Source organism: Flavobacterium sp. WC2416 (assembly GCF_041200095.1).
GTDB lineage: Bacteria > Bacteroidota > Bacteroidia > Flavobacteriales > Flavobacteriaceae > Flavobacterium.
This window is the reverse complement of the sequence record NZ_CP165626.1, coordinates 266,871-287,321: the sequence shown is the minus strand read 5'-3', so window position 1 is coordinate 287,321 and position 20,451 is coordinate 266,871. Positions and strand designations below refer to the sequence as shown.

Sequence of the window (20,451 nt, the reverse complement as noted above, 5' to 3'; positions counted from 1 at the left end):
AACATTCGTAGGCAAAAAATAATTTTTGCTTAGATAACTGCTACTTTCGCAGCAACTTTTCCTTTTCTTCCTTCTTCTTCTTCATAGCTAACTCTGTCACCTTCGCGTAATTCTTCCGCGTTGATTCCTGAAGCGTGAACAAAAATGTCTTTTCCTGTTTCTTCGTCTGTAATGAATCCGTAACCTTTTGACTCATTGAAAAATTTAACTGTACCTGTACGCATTGTAATAGTAATAATAATTTATAATGAGGCAAATATAATATATAATATAATACGAATACTATCAATGTCATTTTTTTTATTAAAATAATTGATATTCAACGTTTTCCAACAAATAGTACCGACTAAATACCTTAGCTTAATTTGATGTGTAGTTCTTTTAATTGTGTTTCGTCAATAGGAGACGGCGCATCAATCATCACATCTCTACCTGAATTGTTTTTAGGGAAAGCAATGAAGTCACGTATTGTTTCTTGACCTCCTAAGATAGCAACTAATCGATCTAATCCAAAAGCTAATCCTCCGTGTGGCGGGGCTCCAAACTGGAATGCGTCCATTAGGAATCCAAATTGTGCTTTGGCTTCATCCTCAGTAAATCCTAAATATTTAAACATTAATTGTTGTGTTGCTTTATCATGGATACGTATAGAACCTCCTCCAATTTCATTTCCATTCAAAACCATGTCATATGCATTGGCACGAACTTTTCCTGGATTGGTTTCTAATAAGTGCATGTCTTCTGGTTTTGGTGAAGTAAAGGGGTGATGCATAGCATGATAACGTCCTGATTCTTCATCAAATTCCAATAATGGGAAATCAACAACCCATAATGGTGCAAATTCTGCAGGATTTCTTAGACCTAATCGTGTAGCTAGTTCCATACGCAAGGCACTTAGTTGCGCTCTTGTTTTGTCAGCAGGACCAGATAGTACAAAGATCATATCTCCAGCTTGCGCTCCTGTAGTTTTTGCCCAATTGGATAAATCAGCTTGGTCATAAAATTTATCTACAGATGATTTATAAGTCCCATCTTCGTTACATTTCACATAAACCATTCCTGAAGCACCAACTTGTGGACGCTTTACCCATTCGATTAATGCGTCAATTTCTTTTCTGGTGTAGTTTCCAGCTCCTGGAACGGCGATTCCGACAACTAATTCAGCAGCATTGAAAACCGGGAATTCCTTGCTTTTAGCTACTTCGTTTAATTCTCCAAACTCCATTCCAAAACGGATATCTGGTTTGTCATTCCCGTAGGTTTTCATGGCATGTTCATACGTCATACGAGGAAATTTATCTACTTCAATTCCTTTTATTTCTTTTAGTAAATGACGGGTAAGTCCTTCAAAAACATTTAAAATGTCTTCTTGTTCTACAAATGCCATTTCGCAATCGATTTGTGTGAATTCTGGCTGTCTGTCCGCACGTAAATCTTCATCACGGAAACATTTCACGATTTGGAAATATTTGTCCATTCCACCTACCATCAATAATTGTTTGAAGGTTTGTGGGGATTGAGGTAAAGCATAGAATTGTCCTTCATTCATTCGAGAAGGTACAACAAAATCTCTAGCTCCCTCTGGTGTTGATTTAATTAGGTATGGAGTTTCTACTTCACAAAAATCCAAATCGGAAAGATATTTTCGAACTTCCATGGCTACTTTGTGACGAAAAAGCAAACTGTTTTTTACAGGATTTCTTCTTATATCAAGGTAACGGTATTTCATTCGAATGTCTTCACCACCATCTGTTTCATCTTCAATAGTGAAAGGTGGTGTTAAGGCGGCGTTCAAAATGTTTAGTTCAGTAACTAAAATTTCAATTTCTCCTGTAGCAATGTTTTTGTTTTTGGCTTCACGTTCGATAACCGTTCCTTTAACTTGAATTACAAATTCACGTCCAAGAGTTTTTGCTAGTTCAAATACCGTTTTTTCGGTACGACCTTCGTCAAAAATTAATTGTGTAATACCATAACGATCTCTTAAATCAACCCAATTCATAAATCCTTTGTCACGAGATTTTTGAACCCAACCAGCTAAAGTTACTTCAGTATTTATATGTGAGGCATTTAATTCGCCACAATTATGACTTCTATACATTATTACAATTTTATATTATTTCAACAGTAGGCCATTTGACCCAGCTGCAAATTTAGGACTAATTATGAACAATGAATTGAGAAATTAGATTTTTTAGTAATTCTAAGTTAATATATTTTCAATTTCCAATGTTAAGCTTTCGTCCAATGTTACTAAATTGTTATCAAATAGTTTTTTAATTGTAAATACATCGTTATATTTGTGGAGATAACAATTAAAACCTTATACGATGAAAAAATATATAATGATTGCAGCCGTGTTAATTTCAGGTATGATATTCGCACAAAATAAAGAACCAAAATTAGAAGCTGTTGGAAATATGGTGAAAGTTACTTATCACCATGAAAATGGACAAGTACAACAAGAAGGATTTTATAAAAACGGAAAATTGCAAGGACAATGGGTTTCTTTTGATGCCAATGGGAATAAATTAGCAGTTGCTGAATACGATAAAGGACAAAAAGTTGGTAAATGGTTTTACTGGAATGATTCCGTTCTAAGTGAAGTTGATTATTCGGATAATAGAGTTGCTTCTGTTAAAAACTGGAAAAAAGATAATTTAGTTAACGTTGATTAATTAAAAAATATAATTCAATAAAAAGGCTTTCAGTTTATGAAAGCCTTTTTTTATGCCCGAACAATGGAGCAATCGATTTTGAAGTTTAGAAAATAGTATTAGACATAATTTCGACTTAGTAGTTAGTAATTGTAGAACTCAGATGAATGTACAATTATCATTCAATTGCGGTTTTGTATGTGTTTTAAATGTATCAGACTTTTTTGCTTTCTAGGATTTTAGTATAAAAAAACCTGTTCAAATTAATGAACAGGTTTTTAGAATTATAAATTAAATTAAGGTATTACAGTGTATGTTTTGGATTAAATCCATCTTCACTCAATTCTTTATGCTCATAGTCAGCAACCATTTCTGCTTCGTAATCTATTTTTTCTCCTTTACTGAACTTAGCAATTATTTTTTCCATGATTTCATAAATCACAGGAACTACGATTAGCGTAAGAAAAAGAGAACTGATCAGTCCACCAATGATTACCCAAGCTAAACCATTTTTCCATCCTGCACCTGCACCAGAAGCTAATGCAATTGGGAACATTCCGAAAACCATTGCAATGGTCGTCATCAAAATGGGACGAAGTCGTGCATGATTGGCCTGAATTAATGCTGTTCTTATTGTTTCACCAGCAGCTCTTCGCTGGTTGGTATAATCGACAAGCATAATCGCATTTTTACAAACTAATCCAATTAACATAATGATACCAAGAATGGTAAATATATTCAATGTATTGTTAGTCAATGCTAGGGCTAGTAGAGCTCCAATAAACGATAAGGGAATTGCAAACAATACAACAAATGGATGTGCAAAGCTATCATATAAACCAACCATAATAAGATAAACCAGTATAATAGCTGCTAATAAAGCAATACCTAATGTTCCAAAACCTTCACTTTGGTTCTCTTGATCACCACCCCAAATGTAATTTACACCTACAGGTTTTTCTAATTTATCTAGTTTTACTTGCCATTCAGCTACAATAGTACCAGCAGGAACTCCTACATTTTGTCCTTGAACGGTAACAGATGCTGTTTTATCTCTACGTTCTAATTGACTAGGACCAGAACCTTCACTAATAGTTGCAAATTGTGATAGTTTAATTTGTTGACCCGCATTATTGATAAAAATTAGGTTACTAACATCTGTAATACTTTTTCGATCAAAAGCATTGTATTTAATATTGATATCGTATTCATATTCTCCTGCTCTAAATTTACCATCAGTATTACCGCTATATGCAGTTTGCATTGTCATACCAACGGTTTGAAGAGTTAGTCCTAATGCGCTCATTTTATCGCGATCTACTTGAACATTGATTTCAGGATTTCCATCCTCAACAGTCAATTTGATCTCAGTTGTACCAGGAATAGTGCGCAATTCAGCTTCTGCTAATTTAGCAAACTTCATGGCACTTTCTACTGAAGGTCCCGTAACAATTAATCCAAGTGTTGCATTTTCAGCTGTTCCTAAAATACCAACTGGAACGGTTTTTACTTTTGCTCCAACTAATACTTTTTCCAATTTGCGTTTGATTTTCGCGGCATAAACTGATGCTCCATCTGTACGCTCTTTTTGGTCAATCATTTTTACATCAATCTCCGATTTATAAGCAGTGGCCTGTGAAGCACCCATTCCCTCACTTGTTTGTCCAACTGTTGTAATTTGGCTATAAACATATTGTTCTTTTTTCAAAAATGCTTCTGCTTTTTGGGTCATGAAATTAGTTTGTTCTAATGACGCATCTTTAGGCATTTCAATTTGAACTAAAAATTCCCCACTATCTGATGCTGCAAAAAACTCACCACCAATAAATCCTGCAGGAATTAGTGCAATAGAACTAAAAAATATTAATAGAACAATTGCTAATGTAGTTTTGTAATGATCCAAACACCAAGTTAGTAAACCTGAAATCCAGTTGATAAAACGTGTTAAATAGCTTTCGAAACCAAGAATAATTCTTCCAAACAAGTTTTTACCTTCAATATGCTCTAATTTTCCAAAACGAGAAGACAACCAAGGGATAATGGTAAAGGAAGCCAAAAGGGAAAGCAATGTTGAGATAATCACGGTCACACAAAATTGTGTAATGATATTAGAAACCAGACCAGAACTCATTGCAATTGGTAAAAACACCACCACAATTACTAAAGTAATCGAAGTTACTGTTCCACCAATTTCAGCTGTACCGTCATAGGAAGCTCGAATTCTATTTTTACCCATTTCCATGTGACGGTAAATGTTTTCTAACACCACAATTGCATCATCAACTAATATACCAACAACGAGTGATAGTCCTAATAAACTCATTAAGTTTAACGTATATCCTAAAAGGTAAATTCCTATAAAGGTTGCAATTAATGAAGCAGGTATTGAAACCATTACAATTAATGAGTTACGAATACTGTGCAGGAAAAACAACATTACAAAGGCTACCAAGATAACCGCAATTAATAAATCATGAAGTACAGAATCTGCTGCTTCTAAAGTATATATTGTACTGTCTTTAGCTATTTCTAGTTTTACATCATTCGTTTTATAATCTTTTTCTAATTGGTTGATACTCTTAACCAATTCTTCACTTACTGCAACTGCATTGGCATCAGATTGTTTTATTACTTGTAAAATAATTGCACTTTTTTGGTCTACACGAGATATTTTTTCAGCAATTTTCTGTGCATCTTGAACATCAGCGATGTCTTTTAATCTAATTTGAATTCCACCATTTGAAGAAACCACAAGATTTCTTAATTCTTCAACACTTTTATATTTTCCAGCAAGACGAATTAATATTTTTTGTTCCCGTGTTTGTATGTTTCCTGTTGGGAAATCCAGGTTGGAAGTTAAAATAGTTTGCTGTACTTGGGGAATGGAAAGACCATAACCTTGCATTTTAACGGCATCCAAATTCACTTGAATTTCACGTTCTTGACCACCCACAATATTTACTTGTGCTACACCAGTAACACGAGATAATACAGGAGCTATTTTTTTATCAATCAAATCATAAAAAGCGGCTTCATCCATTTTTCCATTAGCACCAATAGTCATAATTGGTAAATCACTTAATGAGAATTTAGAAAGCGATGGTGCTTTAGCATCATCTGGTAAATCACTTATTATGGCATTTATTTTACGCTGTGCGTCGTTCATCGAAATATCGACATCGGCATTTGAATTCAAAGAGATCGATACAATTGACAAACTTTCGTATGATTTAGAATCAATTTTTTTAATATTTTCTAAAGAAGCAATTGCATCTTCAATTTTTTTAGTTACTGTGTTTTCTACCTCACTTGGAGAAGCTCCAGGATATATTGTTGAAACAGTAATTACGTTTTGTTCGAATTTAGGAATCAATTCGTAGCCCAATTGGCTATAGCTAAAGAGTCCACCTAGGATTAGAATCGTAAATAATACGATTACTAACGAGGGACGTTTTATAGATATTTCTGCTAATTTCATATTTTTTAGTTGTAAGTCGTGAAATGGATTTTAAAATTTAAAATTCATTTTTTAAATTATTTTATGATCTCCACTTTATTGCCGTCTTGTAGATTAATTTGTCCAGTTACAATAACATTTTCACCGTCTGACAACCCATTTATGATTTCTACTTTGTCTCCTAAAATTCTTCCAGCAGTAACGGTTTTTAGTTTGGCGATTCCATTTTCAGCTACAAAAACTTGATTGCTACTCACACTTCCTACAAAAGCATTTCTAGGAACGGTCATCATAGATTGTTTTTGTTGTTTTGAAGCAAATTCAGCAGTTCCATACATACCAGCTTTTAAATCATTGTTGGAATTATTTGCTATTTCTATTTCTACTGGAAAACTTAAACTTGAATCTGCTTTTGGTGCGATAAAAGTTATTTTACCAGAAAAGGTAACGTCAGGGTAAACACTAGCTGTAACGTTTACTGCATTTCCTAGCTTTAAACTAGCAACTTGGCTTTCGTTTACGGATACTTTTAGTTTTAATTTAGATACATTTACAATTTCAAACATTTGAGTTGCAGCTCCTAATACTGAACCTGGTTCAATGTATTTTTTGTTTACAATTCCATTTATAGTTGACTTGATGTTTGTGTCTCCAATATTTACTTTGGCTTGCTGTAATCTTGACTTAGAAGTTACTAAACTTAGTTTTGCTTGATCCAATTGTTGTTTGGTAACACCACCAGTTTTATAAGCATTTTCAAAACGATTGTAATCCGTTACTGCATTTTGGTATGCTGCCTCAGCAGTTTGTAAATCAGCATTTATTGATTCGCTTCGTACAATAGCTAATGTTTGACCTATTCTAACGCTTGAACCTTCATCCACAAGTACTCTAACAACTCTTCCTGGTTTTTCGGCAGAGAAGTTTAATTCTTGAAATGGTTCAAAACTACCATTTACAGAAAAATCCAAAGAAATTTCTTCTGTTTTTACAGGGTTTATTTTTACGGTAACACTAGCGTTTTTTTCTGCAACAATAGCAGTTTTTGCTTCGTTCTCTTTTTTATTACTTGTTAGAGTATATGCTATAAGTCCTAAAGCAGCTATAATTACTATTCCGATTAGTATGTTTTTTTTCATTTTTATTAGTTATTTATAAGTGTTTTTAGTTCTCCTTTTGATTTGATTAATTGTATTTCTGCTAGTTTGTAATCTAATATTGCAGCTGTATAGTTATTTTGTGCTTCAGTAAATGCGTTTTCTGCGTCCAGTAGATCTGTTAAAGAAGCTAAACCTTGAACATAATTGTTTTTAGTATTACTTAAAACTTCTTTTGCCAATTGCGCATTTGCTTTTTGATTTTGAATAGTTATCATACTGTTGTCTATTTGTGTTTTGGCATTAGCATAATCCAGATCAAGAGACAATTTTGTATCCTTTAAATCTTCTTGTAAAGATCGAAGTTCCACATCTGCTTTTCTTATTTTTGATCGGGTTTCAAAACCTGAAAAAATTGGTACTTTTAAATTCAATCCCACGGAAGAGAAATCAGACCAATATACACCGTCAGTAGGTTTTCCTCCCCAAGGCATTTTTGGTCCTTGTCCGATGTAGTTATATCCCGCTGTAAGAGATAGTGTTGGGTAGAGACCTGCTATTACTGACTTTTTTTGAAATTCTAGTAATTGCTCTTGCTTTTTCATTAACAAAAACTCAGTTCGAGTCTCTGTGTTTGGAGTTTCAGTAAATGATTGGGGACTTACTTCAAATGCAGCTTGGGGAATTTCAATTTTAGTCTCAATTGGCATTCCCATATAAAATTTTAAGGCATTTTCTTGAATTTGTACGGCATTCAAAACTTGTTGACGTTGTGTATTTATGTTTGAAATTTTCACCAATATCCTGTCTAAATCAATTTTCTTAGCGAGTCCGTTATCAAATTGTCCTTTAATAATATTCTTTACTTTAGTTGTATTTATAAAAGTGCTGTCAAGCACATTTAAATTTTGTCTTTGTACATATACTTGATAATAGTTATTAGCTACGCGTTCAATAACTTGTTCTTCTGTTAATTGTTCATTAATTTGGTAGAATTCTCGAGTTGATTTGGCAGCTTTTAATCCAGTAAATACGGACTGATCAAATAAATTTTGTGTCAAGGAAAGTCCAGCTGTTGAGCTCCATTTTTGTCCAAAATTTGCTTTTATTGTTTGTCCAGGTGTACCTCCAAAAGATCCTGCATCTAAAAATGTAGTTTGAAGAATTGGATTGTAAGTAAGCCCTCCATTAGCGGATATTTGTGGTAAAGCTCTAGCGCGTACTTCTTGAATTTGGTATTCGCTATTTTCAACTTTTAATTTCGCTTTTTTTGCATCTGCTTTGTTTTCTAATGCATAAGTTATTGCATCTTTTAGCGTTAGCGATTTAATTTCTTGCGATTTTGCTGTAATGGCAAAAGTTAAGAATGTTAATATGATTATTTTTCTCATTATATTTCTGGGTTAAGTAAGTGTTTTTCTAGTTCAATAAGTCCTTCTTGAGTAGCCATGGCTCTGGTGTGGTATTCTAATATTTCAAGCTCTATTTTTTGACCTTCTTTTTCTGAGCTAATGCTTCCTTTGATACTAAAAATGAGGTTGTAATAAAATTTTGTATAGTTTTCAGTATCAATATTTTTTCGATATAAACCTTGTTTAATTCCGTCCTCTATGTTTTTTCTAAAAACGGCATTGCACTCATTTATTTCTCTATCTATTACTTTTTCATATATTTCTGGATAATGTTTTTTCAATTGATAGACAGGCGAGGTGTCGGATGACTTAAACATTTCTTTAAACATTTTTCTAATTTCAAAGTTTTCTTCAATTGCGTTGTAATTATTCGTAATTATTTGATCGATAATCTGATGTACTTCTTTATGAATGGCATTTGTGCTTTCTTCAATCAGTAATTCTTTATTACAAAAATACTTGTAGATTGTTTTTTTTGAAATACACATTTCTCCAGCAATATCATCCATTGTGATGCTCTTAAAACCTAATTTTAAAAACATTTCACTTGCTTTTTTTATTATTTTCTCTTTCATGTTCATTTACTTTTTACACTGAAAACTCTAAATTGGCAATCAGCTTTATATCTTGCCCCATCGCTATACCTCCATTGTGATTGTAAGAGTTCGAGCTTAATTTAAAATCTTTTCGTTGTATTTGACCAACCACTTCAAAAACAGCTTTTTCGATACCGTTATAAGTTTTTATGCCTATAAATTCAGCATCTAGTTCAACTATTTTTGTTATATTATTGATTGTTAATTCTCCTTTTAGAAAATTAATATTGTTGTTTATTTTTTGAAAAGATGTAGATCTAAAATGGATGTATGGGAACTCATTGATATCTAGAAAATCATTTAGTTGTAAATGAGTGTCCATTTGCTCCAGTTTTGTATCCTTGTTGTTTACATCTAAACAAAATTCAATAGATGCATCTTCAATTGCATTTTCATGAATGTCGATGTGTCCTTTGAACTTATTAATTGATCCGGCTATATATGCAATTATTGAATGTCTTGCTTTTATTAAAACGTCAGATTGATTTGAATCAATAGTCCATTTTGTTGCTGATAGTGGTAGAGTAGTATTCATAACTTTAAATCCTAGTTTTGATTTCGAGGGCAAATGTAATATGGAAACTTTGAATACCGAAATAGTTTCCATTGTTTTTCTATTGTTTTTCCATTTTTTTAACGTTTCATTAACAAAAGGAGTTTGCATTCAATTGTGAATGCAGTAAATTAGCCAAAAATTACTTTTTATGCATGCCATTTTTCAGTACCAAGATTTTTTTATAAATTTCCTACAAAAACAGTCAATAACTAAAGAGCCAAAGAATCTTTACGATCCTATTACCTATATTTTAGGCCTAGGAGGAAAAAGAATGCGACCGGTATTAACGCTAATGGCAACAGAAGTTTTTAATGCCAATTATGAAAAAGCCCTTCCTGCAGCGATGGCTGTTGAAGTTTTTCATAATTTCTCCTTAGTTCATGATGATATTATGGACGATGCTCCTTTACGACGTGGTAAAGTAACAGTACATGAAAAATGGGATATTAATACTGGTATTTTATCCGGTGATGCAATGCTTATTTTAGCCTATCAATATTTTGAGCAATACGAACCTTTAGTTTTTAGAGACTTAGCGAAGTTGTTCAGCAAAACAGCACTTGAAGTTTGTGAAGGGCAACAATGGGATGTGGATTTTGAAACACGTACTGATGTTACTATTCCGGAATACCTCAAAATGATTGAGTATAAAACGGCTGTTCTTGTTGCTGCTGCAATGAAAATGGGCGCTATAGTTGCTCAAACCTCAGATGAAAATGCAAACTTAATCTATGAATTTGGATTAAATTTGGGACTGGCTTTTCAGTTGCAAGATGATTATCTAGATGCTTTTGGAGATCCGGAGACTTTTGGAAAACAAGTGGGTGGAGATATTATCGAAAATAAAAAAACGTATTTGTACTTGAAAGCAATTTCTTTTTCTTCTAAAGAGGATCGCGATAAATTGATGGCTTTGTTTTCAACTCAACCAGATGAGTATGTAGAAAAAGTCAATCATGCAAAAGATATTTTTAATAAATCTGGTGCATCAAAAGCAACTCAAGATGCTATTCAAGAATATACTTTTAAGGCTTTTGATACATTAGAAAAAATGAATATCACTGCCGATAAAAAAGCAATCTTAAAGAGCTTTGGTGAAAACTTAATGGATAGGAAGGTCTAGTGCGTAACTAGTATTGTTGAAAGAATTCAATGAATCGCAAATACAAATCACTTTAGATGTTTATAGCTCCACAAAATACCGATTTATTGTTATCTGAGGCCGAAGGGGAATCATTGTATCTTAAGTTAATTGAACAAATTAATAAGGATTTTAATTTGGCAAATGAAGGAATTGATTTCCCAATGAGTATCTCACCTAATGAATTGAAAATTCAAATGCATGAAAAAATCTATAGATTAATTCAGTATAAATTTGCCGAATATCTGAATCTTCTTTATATTATTGATGTGTCTGAAGAAGAGATAAAAAGATTAGATGGTTCAGATCTAGTTGCGCTTGCGGAACAGGTTTCTTTTTTAGTTTTAAAAAGAGAATGGCAAAAAGTGTGGTTTAGAAATAAGTTTAGTTAGTTCATTTTAAAAATAAACTCTTACAAAAGGCATGAAGGCGTCACTATAAACACTTTTTGTGTTGTCTTGTAATACATTGTAACGTGCACCAATAGTGACATTTCCGGCTCGATAACCGGCTCCTAAAAACAAACCAGTATTCCAATAATCTTGAGAATTACTATTAGAACCGTCTAAATTTACATTGACACGTAATTCTTCTAATTCTACTGAGAGTTGAATTTGATTGATAGGATTGAATAAGGCTATAATACTGCCGCCGTACAAATGGGAGGCGTAATAATCTCGCTGTTTTATATAAGTATATTGTGCGCCCAATCCCAAAGCTACATATTCATTAAAATTGTAAATCGCACTAGGTGCTATTGAAATGTCTGTGTAGCCAGATCCAAAACCTAAACCTAGGCCACCGCCAAACTGTACATGATTCCAAAAATCGCTTCTTGATTTACGAGTAGAAGGTTGTTGTTGAGCAATTAAATTATTGCAAACAAATAAGATAATGGTAAGTGAAATTGATTTTGAAACCCTCATAAAGGCACTTTTTTTCATAAGTATCTAGTTTTTTAACATTTTAATACATAAAATGTATTTAAAAGTAAATGTAAATTTAGTTGATTATTGTACTTTTGCCAAACTATTTTAACAAAAAGTATATTCAATAAATATTATGGATAGGTTTTCATTTTTAAACGCAGCACATACAGAATTTTTTGCACAATTATACGATCAGTACTTAGAGAATCCAGATAGCGTTGAGCCAAGTTGGAGAAGTTTTTTTCAAGGTTTTGACTTTGGAATGGAAACTTATAACGGTGAAAATCCAGTTCAGCATATAATCAGTGAAACCTCAGGCAACGTTGACTATTCTCAAATTTCTGAAAAACTTCAAAAAGAGTTTAATGTTTTGAAATTAGTTGAAGGATATCGTTCTCGTGGACATTTGTTCACCAAAACTAATCCAGTAAGAGACAGAAGAACATTTGAGCCAACACTTGAGATTACTAATTTTGGTCTTTCAACTGCAGATTTAAATACTGTTTTTGATGCAGCAAAAGTAATAGGTATAGCTCCTTGTACATTAACAGATATAATAAAACATTTAGATAACATTTACTGTCAACACATTGGTGTGGAGTATATGTATATTAGAAAACCAGAGATTATTCAATGGATTCAAGATAAACTAACTGTAAACGACAATCAGCCTAATTTCTCTGCAGACGAAAAGAAATCAATTTTAAATAAATTGAATCAGGCCGTTTCTTTTGAAAATTTCTTACATACTAAATATGTAGGACAAAAACGATTTTCACTAGAAGGGGGTGAGTCTATTATTCCTGCACTTGACGCTTTAATCGAAAGAGCAGCCGAAAAAGGAGTGGAGCAGTTTGTAATGGGAATGGCACACCGTGGCCGTTTGAATGTTTTAGCAAATATATTTGGGAAGTCTACTCAAGATATCTTCGGAGAATTTGACGGGAAAGATTACGATCAAGAATATTTTGATGGGGATGTTAAGTACCACTTAGGACTCACTGCTGATAAGATCACGAGCACAGGTAAAAAAATTAATATCAATTTGGCTCCAAATCCTTCTCACCTTGAAACAGTAGGTGCGGTAATTGAAGGAATTACAAGAGCAAAACAAGATAAATATTTTCCAAATGATTTTTCTAAAGTATTACCAATCGCCGTTCACGGTGATGCTGCGATTGCAGGACAAGGGATACTTTACGAAATTGTGCAAATGGCACAGTTAGATGGATACAAAACAGGTGGGACCATACATATTGTAATTAACAATCAAGTAGGGTTTACTACAAATTATTTAGATGCTCGTTCGTCAACTTATTGTACGGATGTGGCCAAAGTAACATTGTCACCAGTATTACACGTAAATGCAGATGATCCTGAAGCGGTAGTTCATGCTATTGATTTTGCTTTGGATTTCAGAATGCAATTTGGTCGTGATGTATTTATTGATTTATTAGGATATAGAAAATACGGTCATAATGAAGGTGATGAACCTCGTTTTACACAACCCGTATTGTATAAAATTATAGCGAAGCATAAAAACCCAAGGGATCTTTACGCAGAGAAATTATTAGCAGATGGTGTTATTGATTCTAATTTTGTAAAAGGACTAGAAGTTGAATACAAATCTAGAATGGAAGAGAATTTGGAAGCATCTCGTAAAAAAGATTTGACCATTATAACTCCATTTATGAGAAATGAATGGTTAGGTTTTGAGCAAGTTACCGATAAACAAATGTTGCAAAATGTTGAAACTTCTTATTCAAAAGAAGGTTTGACTCAAGTAGCCAATGCGGTTTGTAATTTACCTTCGGATAAAAAATTCATCAGCAAAATCCAAAAACTAATCAACGACAGAAAAACGATGTTTTTCGAAACGAATAAATTAGATTGGGGAATGGCGGAACATTTAGCTTATGGCTCGTTATTACAAGAAGGATATGATGTACGTATTTCTGGGCAAGACGTAGAAAGAGGAACTTTTTCTCACCGTCATGCCGTAGTAAAAGTGGAAGATTCTGAAGAAGAGGTAACATTAATCAATAGCTTAGAAGGTAAAAAAGGAAATTTTAATATCTTTAATTCTCTTTTATCTGAATACGGAGTACTGGGATTTGATTATGGTTATGCTTTAGCAAATCCTAATACGTTGACTATTTGGGAAGCTCAATTTGGAGATTTCAGCAATGGAGCTCAAATCATGATTGACCAATACATCTCTTGTGGAGAAGATAAATGGAATAATCAAAACGGTATCGTGTTGTTATTGCCACATGGATATGAAGGGCAAGGAGCTGAACATTCATCAGGAAGAATGGAGCGTTACTTACAGCTTTGTGCAAGACAAAATATGTTTGTGGCCGACTGTACCACTCCAGCGAATTTCTTTCACTTGCTAAGAAGACAAATGAAAACAAAATTCCGTAAACCATTAATTGTGTTTACACCTAAGAGTTTATTGCGTGACCCAAGATGTATATCTACCATTGAAGAGTTAGAAAACGGAAGTTTCCAGGAAACTATAGATGATACTGCAGTAAATAAAGCAGATGTGAAAACATTGGTTTTTTGTACAGGAAAATTCTACTATGATATTACAGCCGAAAGAGAAAATAACGGTCGTAAAGATGTTGCAGTAGTTAGAATCGAACAATTATTCCCGTTACCAGTAGAACAATTAAAAGCGATTATTGCATTATATCCTAATGCTGATGATTATGTTTGGGCGCAAGAAGAACCAAAAAACATGGGAGCTTACAGCTTTATGTTGATGAACTTCAACTTGGTAAAATGGAGATTAGCTTCGTTAAAAGCATATTCAGCATCAGCATCAGGAAGTTACACAAGAGCAAAACGTCGTCAGGCCGATGCGATAAAAATGGTTTTTGATAAAAATTTATTCAATTAGAAGCTATTTCCTGCTGTACGCTGTATCTTTCTTGTCCAGAACTTGTTTCTGGATCCTGAACTAAATTCAGGACAAGAAAGGATGCCGCTACCATCAGGGCTAAAAAATAAAACAAACAATAAACAGTAGTTGTTTCAATAACAACTCAAACAATAAAATTCATAATTTAAAAATTATACAAGATGATTTTAGAAATGAAAGTCCCATCACCAGGGGAATCTATAAAAGAAGTTGAAATTGCAACTTGGTTAGTAAAAGACGGAGATTATGTAGAGAAAGACCAAGCAATCGCTGAGGTTGATTCTGACAAAGCAACTCTTGAATTACCTGCAGAAGCTAGTGGAATTATCACATTAAAAGCAGAAGAAGGTGATGCAGTAGCAGTAGGGGCAGTAGTTTGTTTAATTGATACTGCGGCAACAAAACCATCTGGTTCAGCTCCTGCACCAGCAGCAGCTCCAGTTGCCGAAGCACCAAAAGCAGCTCCAGCTCCAGTAGCAGCAGCTCCAGCAGCGACATATGCTTCAGGAACGCCTTCTCCAGCAGCAAGAAAAATATTAGACGAAAAAAATATAGCTCCAACAACTGTAACAGGAACTGGTAAAGACGGAAGAATAACTAAAGATGATGCTGTAAATGCAGTACCATCAATGGGAACTCCTACAGGAGGAAGCCGTGGAAGTGAGCGCACTAAATTATCAATGTTGCGTCGTAAAGTAGCGGAGCGTTTAGTTGCTGCCAAAAATGAAACGGCTATGTTAACTACTTTCAACGAAGTAAACATGACGCCAATCAACTTGATCCGTAATCAATATAAAGACGAATTCAAAGCAAAACATGCTGGTGTAGGTCTTGGATATATGTCTTTCTTTACAAAGGCAGTAACAAGAGCGTTAAAATTATATCCAGATGTGAACTCTATGATGGATGGTGATTATAAAATTGCTTACGATTTCTGTGATATTTCTATCGCAGTATCTGGACCAAAAGGATTAATGGTTCCTGTTGTTCGTAATGCGGAGAATTTAACGTTCCGTGGTGTTGAAGCGGATATCAAAAGATTAGCAATTAGAGCACGTGATGGACAAATCTCTGTTGATGATATGACTGGTGGTACATTTACTATTACTAATGGTGGTGTATTTGGGTCTATGTTGTCTACACCTATTATCAATCCTCCTCAATCTGGAATTCTTGGAATGCACAACATTATCGAGCGTCCTATTGCAGTAAATGGGAAAGTAGAAATTCACCCAATGATGTATGTAGCACTTTCATATGACCACAGAATTATTGATGGTCGTGAGTCTGTTGGTTTCTTAGTAGCTGTAAAAGAAGCTTTAGAAAACCCAATGGAATTATTGTTAGACAACAATCCTAAAAGAGCTTTTGAACTATAATTTACTAGTTTGAAATTTTAAAAAAAACTGCCTCAATAATTGAGGCAGTTTTTTTTTAATTATAGTAAATACAAAAAATGGTTGTAATAATCTACAATTGCTTTTCCTTTCATCAATACATCGGCGCCAATGATACCATGTACTGGTTTTGATTTATGCTGAATTAATGCTTCATTGACATGAGACAAATCAAAAATCACCAAATTGAATTCAACATCTTTCCAGAAGCCCAATTGTAGCGTATTATTCGAAGCCATCTGTGTTTGCATTCCTGTAGCTCCTGCTCCTGAAGCCAATGTTTTTGAGTCCTCAGCTTCGACTTGAAATAAGGTTACACTTTCAAAACCAATACAACTATTGGAAGCTCCTGTGTCCAAAATAAAATTCCCTTTCACACCGTTAATCTTTGCCTTTAATAAAAGATGTTGTGTTTTAGTAATTTTAAATTTAATTTTTTTATATTTTTCCTTTTTTAAGACTTCGTGGAGGTTTTTCATAGTTTGAAACTGATATTCAAAAGTAATCTAAATTACCAAGAATCTAAAAAAACAACAATTCAAAATAGTAACTTTGCTTCTTTAAATTAATAGAATGATACTAACGGATACGCATACCCATTTATATTCAGAAGAATTTGACCAAGATCGAGACGAAATGATACAAAGAGCTATTGAAGCTGGAGTTTCTCGTTTTTTTATTCCTGCCATAGATTCTAGTTGCACAAATGCAATGTATGAGTTAGAAAAGAAACATCCCAATCATGTTTTCTTGATGATGGGATTGCATCCTACCTATGTGAAAGAGAATTATCTGGAAGAATTACAACACGTAGAAGAAGAATTAGCCAAAAGGAAGTTTTATGCTATAGGAGAAATTGGAATTGATTTGTTTTGGGATAAAACCCATTTAAAGGAGCAGCAAGACGCTTTTAGTAAACAAATTCAATTGGCTAAAAAATACAGGTTACCCATTGTGATTCACTGCCGAGATGCTTTTGATGAAGTTTTTGAAGTTTTAGAACAAGAAAAAGGAGATGATTTGTTTGGAATTTTTCATTGTTTTACGGGAACGCAAGAACAAGCTTTACAAGCTATTTCGTATAATATGAAACTAGGAATAGGTGGGGTTGCGACTTTTAAAAATGGGAAAATAGATCAGTTTTTGAAACAAATTGATTTAAAAAATATTGTGTTAGAAACAGATTCTCCTTATTTAGCCCCTATTCCTTATAGAGGAAAACGAAATGAAAGTAGTTATTTGTTAAATGTAGCTGATAAATTATCTCAGATATATGAATCTCCGATAGAAGTTATTGCTGCAATAACAACTGAAAATTCTAAAGCAATTTTCGGTATTTAAAGCTAAATTCGCTATAAATTGATATTTTTTTTGTTCATTTGCCCACTTAAAATTACCAAAATGCAAAAATTTGACGCTATTCGGCCATTTTATGATTCCGAAATTAATGATGCCATTCTAGATGTAGTGAATCATCCGATGATGAAAGCTATGATGAATTTTACTTTCCCTGATTCAGATGATGAAGTTTGGAAAGAACAGCTTAGAAAAACACATTCTATTCGTGATTTCCAATGTAATTTTATCTATCATACGATACAAAAAGTATTAGAAAAAAGTTCTGACGGATTGACGACTTCTGGTTTTGAAAAATTAGACAAAGGAGAGTCTTATTTGTTTATTTCTAATCATAGAGATATCCTTTTGGATACGACCCTGCTAAATGTTGCATTATTTGAACATGGATTGGTAATGACAGCTTCGGCAATTGGAGATAATCTGGTTAAGAAAGATTTCTTAAATACGTTAGCTAAACTAAATCGTAATTTTTTGGTTCAAAGAGGGTTGACACCAAGGGAAATGTTACTAAGCTCCAAAACACTTTCTGAATATATTGGCCACTTGTTGCAACATGAAAACCGTTCTGTTTGGATTGCGCAAAGAGAAGGTAGAACAAAAGATGGGAATGACGAGACAAATCCAGGTGTTTTGAAAATGCTCGGAATGGGTTCTGATGAGTCAAATTTAATGGATTATTTTAAAAAAATAAAAATTGTTCCCGTTTCTATTTCTTACGAATACGATCCAACGGATGTTTTAAAAATTCCGCAATTAATGGCTGAGGCCAATAACGAAGTTTATATTAAGGAAAAAAACGAAGACTTCATGACGCTTCTTAGTGGAGTAATGGGTCAAAAGAAGCGAATCCATATCCATATTGGTGACGTTCTTGATAAAGAAATTGATGGTATTAAAAATGAATTTGAAAATTCAAATAAGCAAATACAAGCTTTAGCTCAAGTTATTGATGATGCAATACTTCGCAATTATAAGCTTTATCCTACCAATTTCATTGCGTATGATATTTTGAATAAAACGAATACTTATTCTCATTTATATACTGAAAATGAAAAATCACTGTTTGAACGTAGATTAGAGATGAGGATAGATGCCGAAAACCCGGTGGCTTTGCAAGGGATTTTGAATATGTATGCTAATCCAGTTGTTAATCAATTAAAACACATTTAATGAATACAAAAGCTAGGATTTTATTGATATATACTGGTGGTACAATCGGGATGAGTAAAGATTTTGAAACTGGCGCACTTAAGGCGTTTAATTTCAGTAAATTATTGAAAAACATACCTGAATTGAAACAACTAGATTGTGCAATTGAGACCTATTCTTTTGAAGATCCAATAGATTCATCCAATATGAATCCAGAACAGTGGTGTAATATTGGTTCTGTCATTGAAGAAAATTATGCCTCATTTGATGGTTTTGTAGTTTTACATGGGTCAGATACGATGTCCTACTCAGCATCTGCATTGAGTTTTATGCTAGAGAATTTGTCTAAGCCAGTCATTTTTACAGGCTCTCAGTTGCCTATAGGTGATTTGCGTACAGATGCCAAAGAAAATTTAATTACCGCTATTCAAATCGCTTCTTTATTGGAAAATGGTAAGCCCGTTATTCAGGAAGTTTGTTTGTATTTTGAATATAAATTATACCGAGGAAACCGTACAACTAAAATTAATGCGGAACATTTTAGAGCCTTTACATCTCCTAATTATCCTGAATTAGTGGAGTCAGGAGTACATTTAAAATTATATCCTGAATTGTTTCTTTCAGAAATCAGCGACAAGCCTTTGCAGCTTCATAAAAAAATGGATAATAATGTGGCTATTGTCAAAATGTTCCCAGGAATGAGTGAAACAGTTTTGTCAGGTATTTTATCAATAAAAGATTTAAAAGGAATTATTTTAGAGACCTATGGTTCAGGAAATGCTCCTACCGAAGATTGGTTTTTAAACCTAATGCGCAAAGCAATTTTAGACGGAATACACATTGTTAATGTTACTCAATGTTCGGGCGGAAGCGTGAATATGGGACAATATGAAACAAGTACCGTTTTAAAAGAAATAGGTGTTATTTCTGGTAAAGACATTACCACTGAGGCTGCAATCACAAAATTAATGTACCTATTAGGACATGATATTGCGCCAAATGCTTTTAAAACAGTTTTTGAAACCTCTTTGAGAGGAGAAATTGCATAATAAATTGATTTTGCTTTTCTAACTCATTTTTTTTCATGTTATTTGCAGCCTCAAATAAAAAGAGAGGTGTCCGAGTGGCTGAAGGAGCTAGCCTGGAAAGCTAGTATGTGGGTAACTGCATCGTGGGTTCGAATCCCATCCTCTCTGCAAAATTATTTATGCTTCCTAAAAGGGAAGCATTTTTTGTTTTATAGCTTTTATAACCTATTTTTCGTATGCGTTTAAAGGCAAAAAGGAATTTGGAAAGCATAAACGATTATTTCTTTGGGAAATACTCTCCTTACGATGCTACCTAATTAATCACTTCCTTTCAACAATAAGAACAGACTTTCTTTTTAGAAGCTTTTTTGCTTAAATTTTTAAACTTTCCAAAACGGACAAATAATGTATTTTGCTAATAAAAAATTGCTAATAAACAATCTTTATTTTTTGATTTTTGTTTTGCGTATTTCTGAGTGTGGAATGTTTGTTTATTCTTTAAAACCTGTACCTCTTTATTTAATTTTTTTAAAGTTTTAGTGATTATTTTGAGCCAATTATGAAGTCAAGATTTCTTTTGTTAGGATTGTAGTATGTCTTGTAGTTGTATAAAATTAAAATATAAGAAAAAACACATTTAAAATGATAAAAGATGTATTTAATCGATTTAATTTGTTGTTTAAACGGATTATTCCGTAGATTTAACTAACAAAAAAATTGAATACTAACGAATAATAATTTACT

At 33.3% G+C, this 20,451-nt stretch carries 17 protein-coding genes and 1 tRNA gene; 9 read left to right on the top strand and 9 right to left on the bottom strand.

The features are described from left to right. Positions 1–29: 29 nt before the first annotated feature. Both AB3G39_RS01230 and aspS read right to left on the bottom strand, forming a co-directional pair. On the bottom strand, positions 30–224 hold the full coding sequence (locus AB3G39_RS01230; RefSeq protein ID WP_007137066.1) for a cold-shock protein: 195 nt from the start codon (positions 222–224) through the stop codon (positions 30–32). 131 nt (positions 225–355) lie between these two features. Further along, entirely contained in the window at positions 356–2,101 is a 1,746-nt protein-coding gene (aspS, locus tag AB3G39_RS01225; protein ID WP_369765827.1) for an aspartate--tRNA ligase, read from the bottom strand. A 229-nt stretch (positions 2,102–2,330) separates the two neighbouring features. Between aspS and AB3G39_RS01220 the strand changes: the two genes are divergently transcribed. Continuing rightward, positions 2,331–2,678: a toxin-antitoxin system YwqK family antitoxin gene (locus tag AB3G39_RS01220; RefSeq protein WP_367756620.1), complete on the top strand. Its 348-nt coding sequence runs from the start codon at positions 2,331–2,333 to the stop codon at positions 2,676–2,678. 283 nt (positions 2,679–2,961) lie between these two features. On the opposite strand, the gene AB3G39_RS01215 is transcribed toward AB3G39_RS01220, so the two are convergent. The 5 genes from AB3G39_RS01215 to AB3G39_RS01195 are packed head-to-tail and all read right to left on the bottom strand — an operon-like array spanning position 2,962 to position 9,754. Beyond that, a complete protein-coding gene (locus AB3G39_RS01215) occupies positions 2,962–6,135 on the bottom strand; it encodes an efflux RND transporter permease subunit (protein ID WP_367773075.1) in 3,174 nt (1,057 codons plus the stop codon). A gap of 56 nt (positions 6,136–6,191) precedes the next feature. Then, positions 6,192–7,253 (bottom strand): efflux RND transporter periplasmic adaptor subunit, encoded by a 1,062-nt coding sequence (locus tag AB3G39_RS01210; RefSeq protein ID WP_367756624.1) that lies wholly within the window; start codon positions 7,251–7,253, stop codon positions 6,192–6,194. A gap of 5 nt (positions 7,254–7,258) precedes the next feature. Continuing rightward, the gene (locus AB3G39_RS01205; RefSeq protein ID WP_367756626.1) at positions 7,259–8,602 is read right to left on the bottom strand and encodes a TolC family protein; all 1,344 of its coding nucleotides are present in this window, start codon (positions 8,600–8,602) and stop codon (positions 7,259–7,261) included. Next, the gene (locus AB3G39_RS01200) at positions 8,602–9,198 is read right to left on the bottom strand and encodes a TetR/AcrR family transcriptional regulator (RefSeq protein ID WP_367756628.1); all 597 of its coding nucleotides are present in this window, start codon (positions 9,196–9,198) and stop codon (positions 8,602–8,604) included. Before AB3G39_RS01200 ends, AB3G39_RS01205 begins: the two co-directional genes overlap by 1 nt. 13 nt (positions 9,199–9,211) lie before the next feature. Beyond that, positions 9,212–9,754 carry a YceI family protein gene (locus AB3G39_RS01195; RefSeq protein WP_367756630.1) on the bottom strand — a complete coding sequence of 181 codons (543 nt, stop codon included), beginning with the start codon at positions 9,752–9,754 and terminating at the stop codon, positions 9,212–9,214. A gap of 169 nt (positions 9,755–9,923) precedes the next feature. Between AB3G39_RS01195 and AB3G39_RS01190 the strand changes: the two genes are divergently transcribed. Both AB3G39_RS01190 and AB3G39_RS01185 read left to right on the top strand, forming a co-directional pair. Then, positions 9,924–10,898 (top strand): polyprenyl synthetase family protein, encoded by a 975-nt coding sequence (locus AB3G39_RS01190; protein WP_367756632.1) that lies wholly within the window; start codon positions 9,924–9,926, stop codon positions 10,896–10,898. Positions 10,899–10,954: 56 nt separating this feature from the next. Next, positions 10,955–11,308, top strand: coding sequence for a hypothetical protein (locus tag AB3G39_RS01185; RefSeq protein ID WP_367756634.1), 354 nt, complete (start codon positions 10,955–10,957; stop codon positions 11,306–11,308). A gap of 6 nt (positions 11,309–11,314) precedes the next feature. Here AB3G39_RS01185 and AB3G39_RS01180 read toward each other — a convergent pair whose 3' ends face one another. Then, complete coding sequence (locus tag AB3G39_RS01180; RefSeq protein WP_367756636.1) at positions 11,315–11,860, bottom strand: hypothetical protein; 546 nt, start codon at positions 11,858–11,860, stop codon at positions 11,315–11,317. Between the two features lie 118 nt (positions 11,861–11,978). Between AB3G39_RS01180 and AB3G39_RS01175 the strand changes: the two genes are divergently transcribed. After that, positions 11,979–14,753, top strand: coding sequence for a 2-oxoglutarate dehydrogenase E1 component (locus AB3G39_RS01175; RefSeq protein WP_367756638.1), 2,775 nt, complete (start codon positions 11,979–11,981; stop codon positions 14,751–14,753). A gap of 182 nt (positions 14,754–14,935) precedes the next feature. Then, complete coding sequence (gene odhB, locus AB3G39_RS01170) at positions 14,936–16,153, top strand: 2-oxoglutarate dehydrogenase complex dihydrolipoyllysine-residue succinyltransferase (RefSeq protein WP_369769652.1); 1,218 nt, start codon at positions 14,936–14,938, stop codon at positions 16,151–16,153. 59 nt (positions 16,154–16,212) lie between these two features. Here the strand turns inward: odhB and AB3G39_RS01165 are convergent, their stop codons facing one another. Then, positions 16,213–16,650, bottom strand: coding sequence for a retropepsin-like aspartic protease (locus AB3G39_RS01165; protein WP_369752966.1), 438 nt, complete (start codon positions 16,648–16,650; stop codon positions 16,213–16,215). Positions 16,651–16,744: 94 nt separating this feature from the next. Between AB3G39_RS01165 and AB3G39_RS01160 the strand changes: the two genes are divergently transcribed. The 4 genes from AB3G39_RS01160 (at position 16,745) to AB3G39_RS01145 (ending at position 19,875) form a co-directional block, all read left to right on the top strand. Further along, positions 16,745–17,512 (top strand): TatD family hydrolase, encoded by a 768-nt coding sequence (locus AB3G39_RS01160; protein WP_369769651.1) that lies wholly within the window; start codon positions 16,745–16,747, stop codon positions 17,510–17,512. A 60-nt stretch (positions 17,513–17,572) separates the two neighbouring features. Further along, a complete protein-coding gene (locus tag AB3G39_RS01155) occupies positions 17,573–18,700 on the top strand; it encodes a 1-acyl-sn-glycerol-3-phosphate acyltransferase (RefSeq protein WP_369765822.1) in 1,128 nt (375 codons plus the stop codon). Continuing rightward, on the top strand, positions 18,700–19,728 hold the full coding sequence (locus AB3G39_RS01150; RefSeq protein ID WP_367773090.1) for an asparaginase: 1,029 nt from the start codon (positions 18,700–18,702) through the stop codon (positions 19,726–19,728). Before AB3G39_RS01155 ends, AB3G39_RS01150 begins: the two co-directional genes overlap by 1 nt. A gap of 60 nt (positions 19,729–19,788) precedes the next feature. Continuing rightward, positions 19,789–19,875 (top strand) — tRNA-Ser (locus AB3G39_RS01145). Positions 19,876–20,451 lie beyond the last annotated feature (576 nt).

What these genes read in the sequence shown, in the direction of transcription:
- AB3G39_RS01195 (WP_367756630.1), bottom strand. Translation starts at nt 9,754, where the DNA reads ATGAATACTACTCTACCACTATCAGCAACAAAATGGACTATTGATTCA.
- aspS (WP_369765827.1), bottom strand. Translation starts at nt 2,101, where the DNA reads ATGTATAGAAGTCATAATTGTGGCGAATTAAATGCCTCACATATAAAT.
- AB3G39_RS01205 (WP_367756626.1), bottom strand. Translation starts at nt 8,602, where the DNA reads ATGAGAAAAATAATCATATTAACATTCTTAACTTTTGCCATTACAGCA.
- odhB (WP_369769652.1), top strand. Translation starts at nt 14,936, where the DNA reads ATGATTTTAGAAATGAAAGTCCCATCACCAGGGGAATCTATAAAAGAA.
- AB3G39_RS01210 (WP_367756624.1), bottom strand. Translation starts at nt 7,253, where the DNA reads ATGAAAAAAAACATACTAATCGGAATAGTAATTATAGCTGCTTTAGGA.
- AB3G39_RS01150 (WP_367773090.1), top strand. Translation starts at nt 18,700, where the DNA reads ATGAATACAAAAGCTAGGATTTTATTGATATATACTGGTGGTACAATC.
- AB3G39_RS01175 (WP_367756638.1), top strand. Translation starts at nt 11,979, where the DNA reads ATGGATAGGTTTTCATTTTTAAACGCAGCACATACAGAATTTTTTGCA.
- AB3G39_RS01215 (WP_367773075.1), bottom strand. Translation starts at nt 6,135, where the DNA reads ATGAAATTAGCAGAAATATCTATAAAACGTCCCTCGTTAGTAATCGTA.
- AB3G39_RS01180 (WP_367756636.1), bottom strand. Translation starts at nt 11,860, where the DNA reads ATGAAAAAAAGTGCCTTTATGAGGGTTTCAAAATCAATTTCACTTACC.
- AB3G39_RS01220 (WP_367756620.1), top strand. Translation starts at nt 2,331, where the DNA reads ATGAAAAAATATATAATGATTGCAGCCGTGTTAATTTCAGGTATGATA.
- AB3G39_RS01160 (WP_369769651.1), top strand. Translation starts at nt 16,745, where the DNA reads ATGATACTAACGGATACGCATACCCATTTATATTCAGAAGAATTTGAC.
- AB3G39_RS01190 (WP_367756632.1), top strand. Translation starts at nt 9,924, where the DNA reads ATGCATGCCATTTTTCAGTACCAAGATTTTTTTATAAATTTCCTACAA.
- AB3G39_RS01230 (WP_007137066.1), bottom strand. Translation starts at nt 224, where the DNA reads ATGCGTACAGGTACAGTTAAATTTTTCAATGAGTCAAAAGGTTACGGA.
- AB3G39_RS01185 (WP_367756634.1), top strand. Translation starts at nt 10,955, where the DNA reads ATGTTTATAGCTCCACAAAATACCGATTTATTGTTATCTGAGGCCGAA.
- AB3G39_RS01165 (WP_369752966.1), bottom strand. Translation starts at nt 16,650, where the DNA reads ATGAAAAACCTCCACGAAGTCTTAAAAAAGGAAAAATATAAAAAAATT.
- AB3G39_RS01200 (WP_367756628.1), bottom strand. Translation starts at nt 9,198, where the DNA reads ATGAAAGAGAAAATAATAAAAAAAGCAAGTGAAATGTTTTTAAAATTA.
- AB3G39_RS01155 (WP_369765822.1), top strand. Translation starts at nt 17,573, where the DNA reads ATGCAAAAATTTGACGCTATTCGGCCATTTTATGATTCCGAAATTAAT.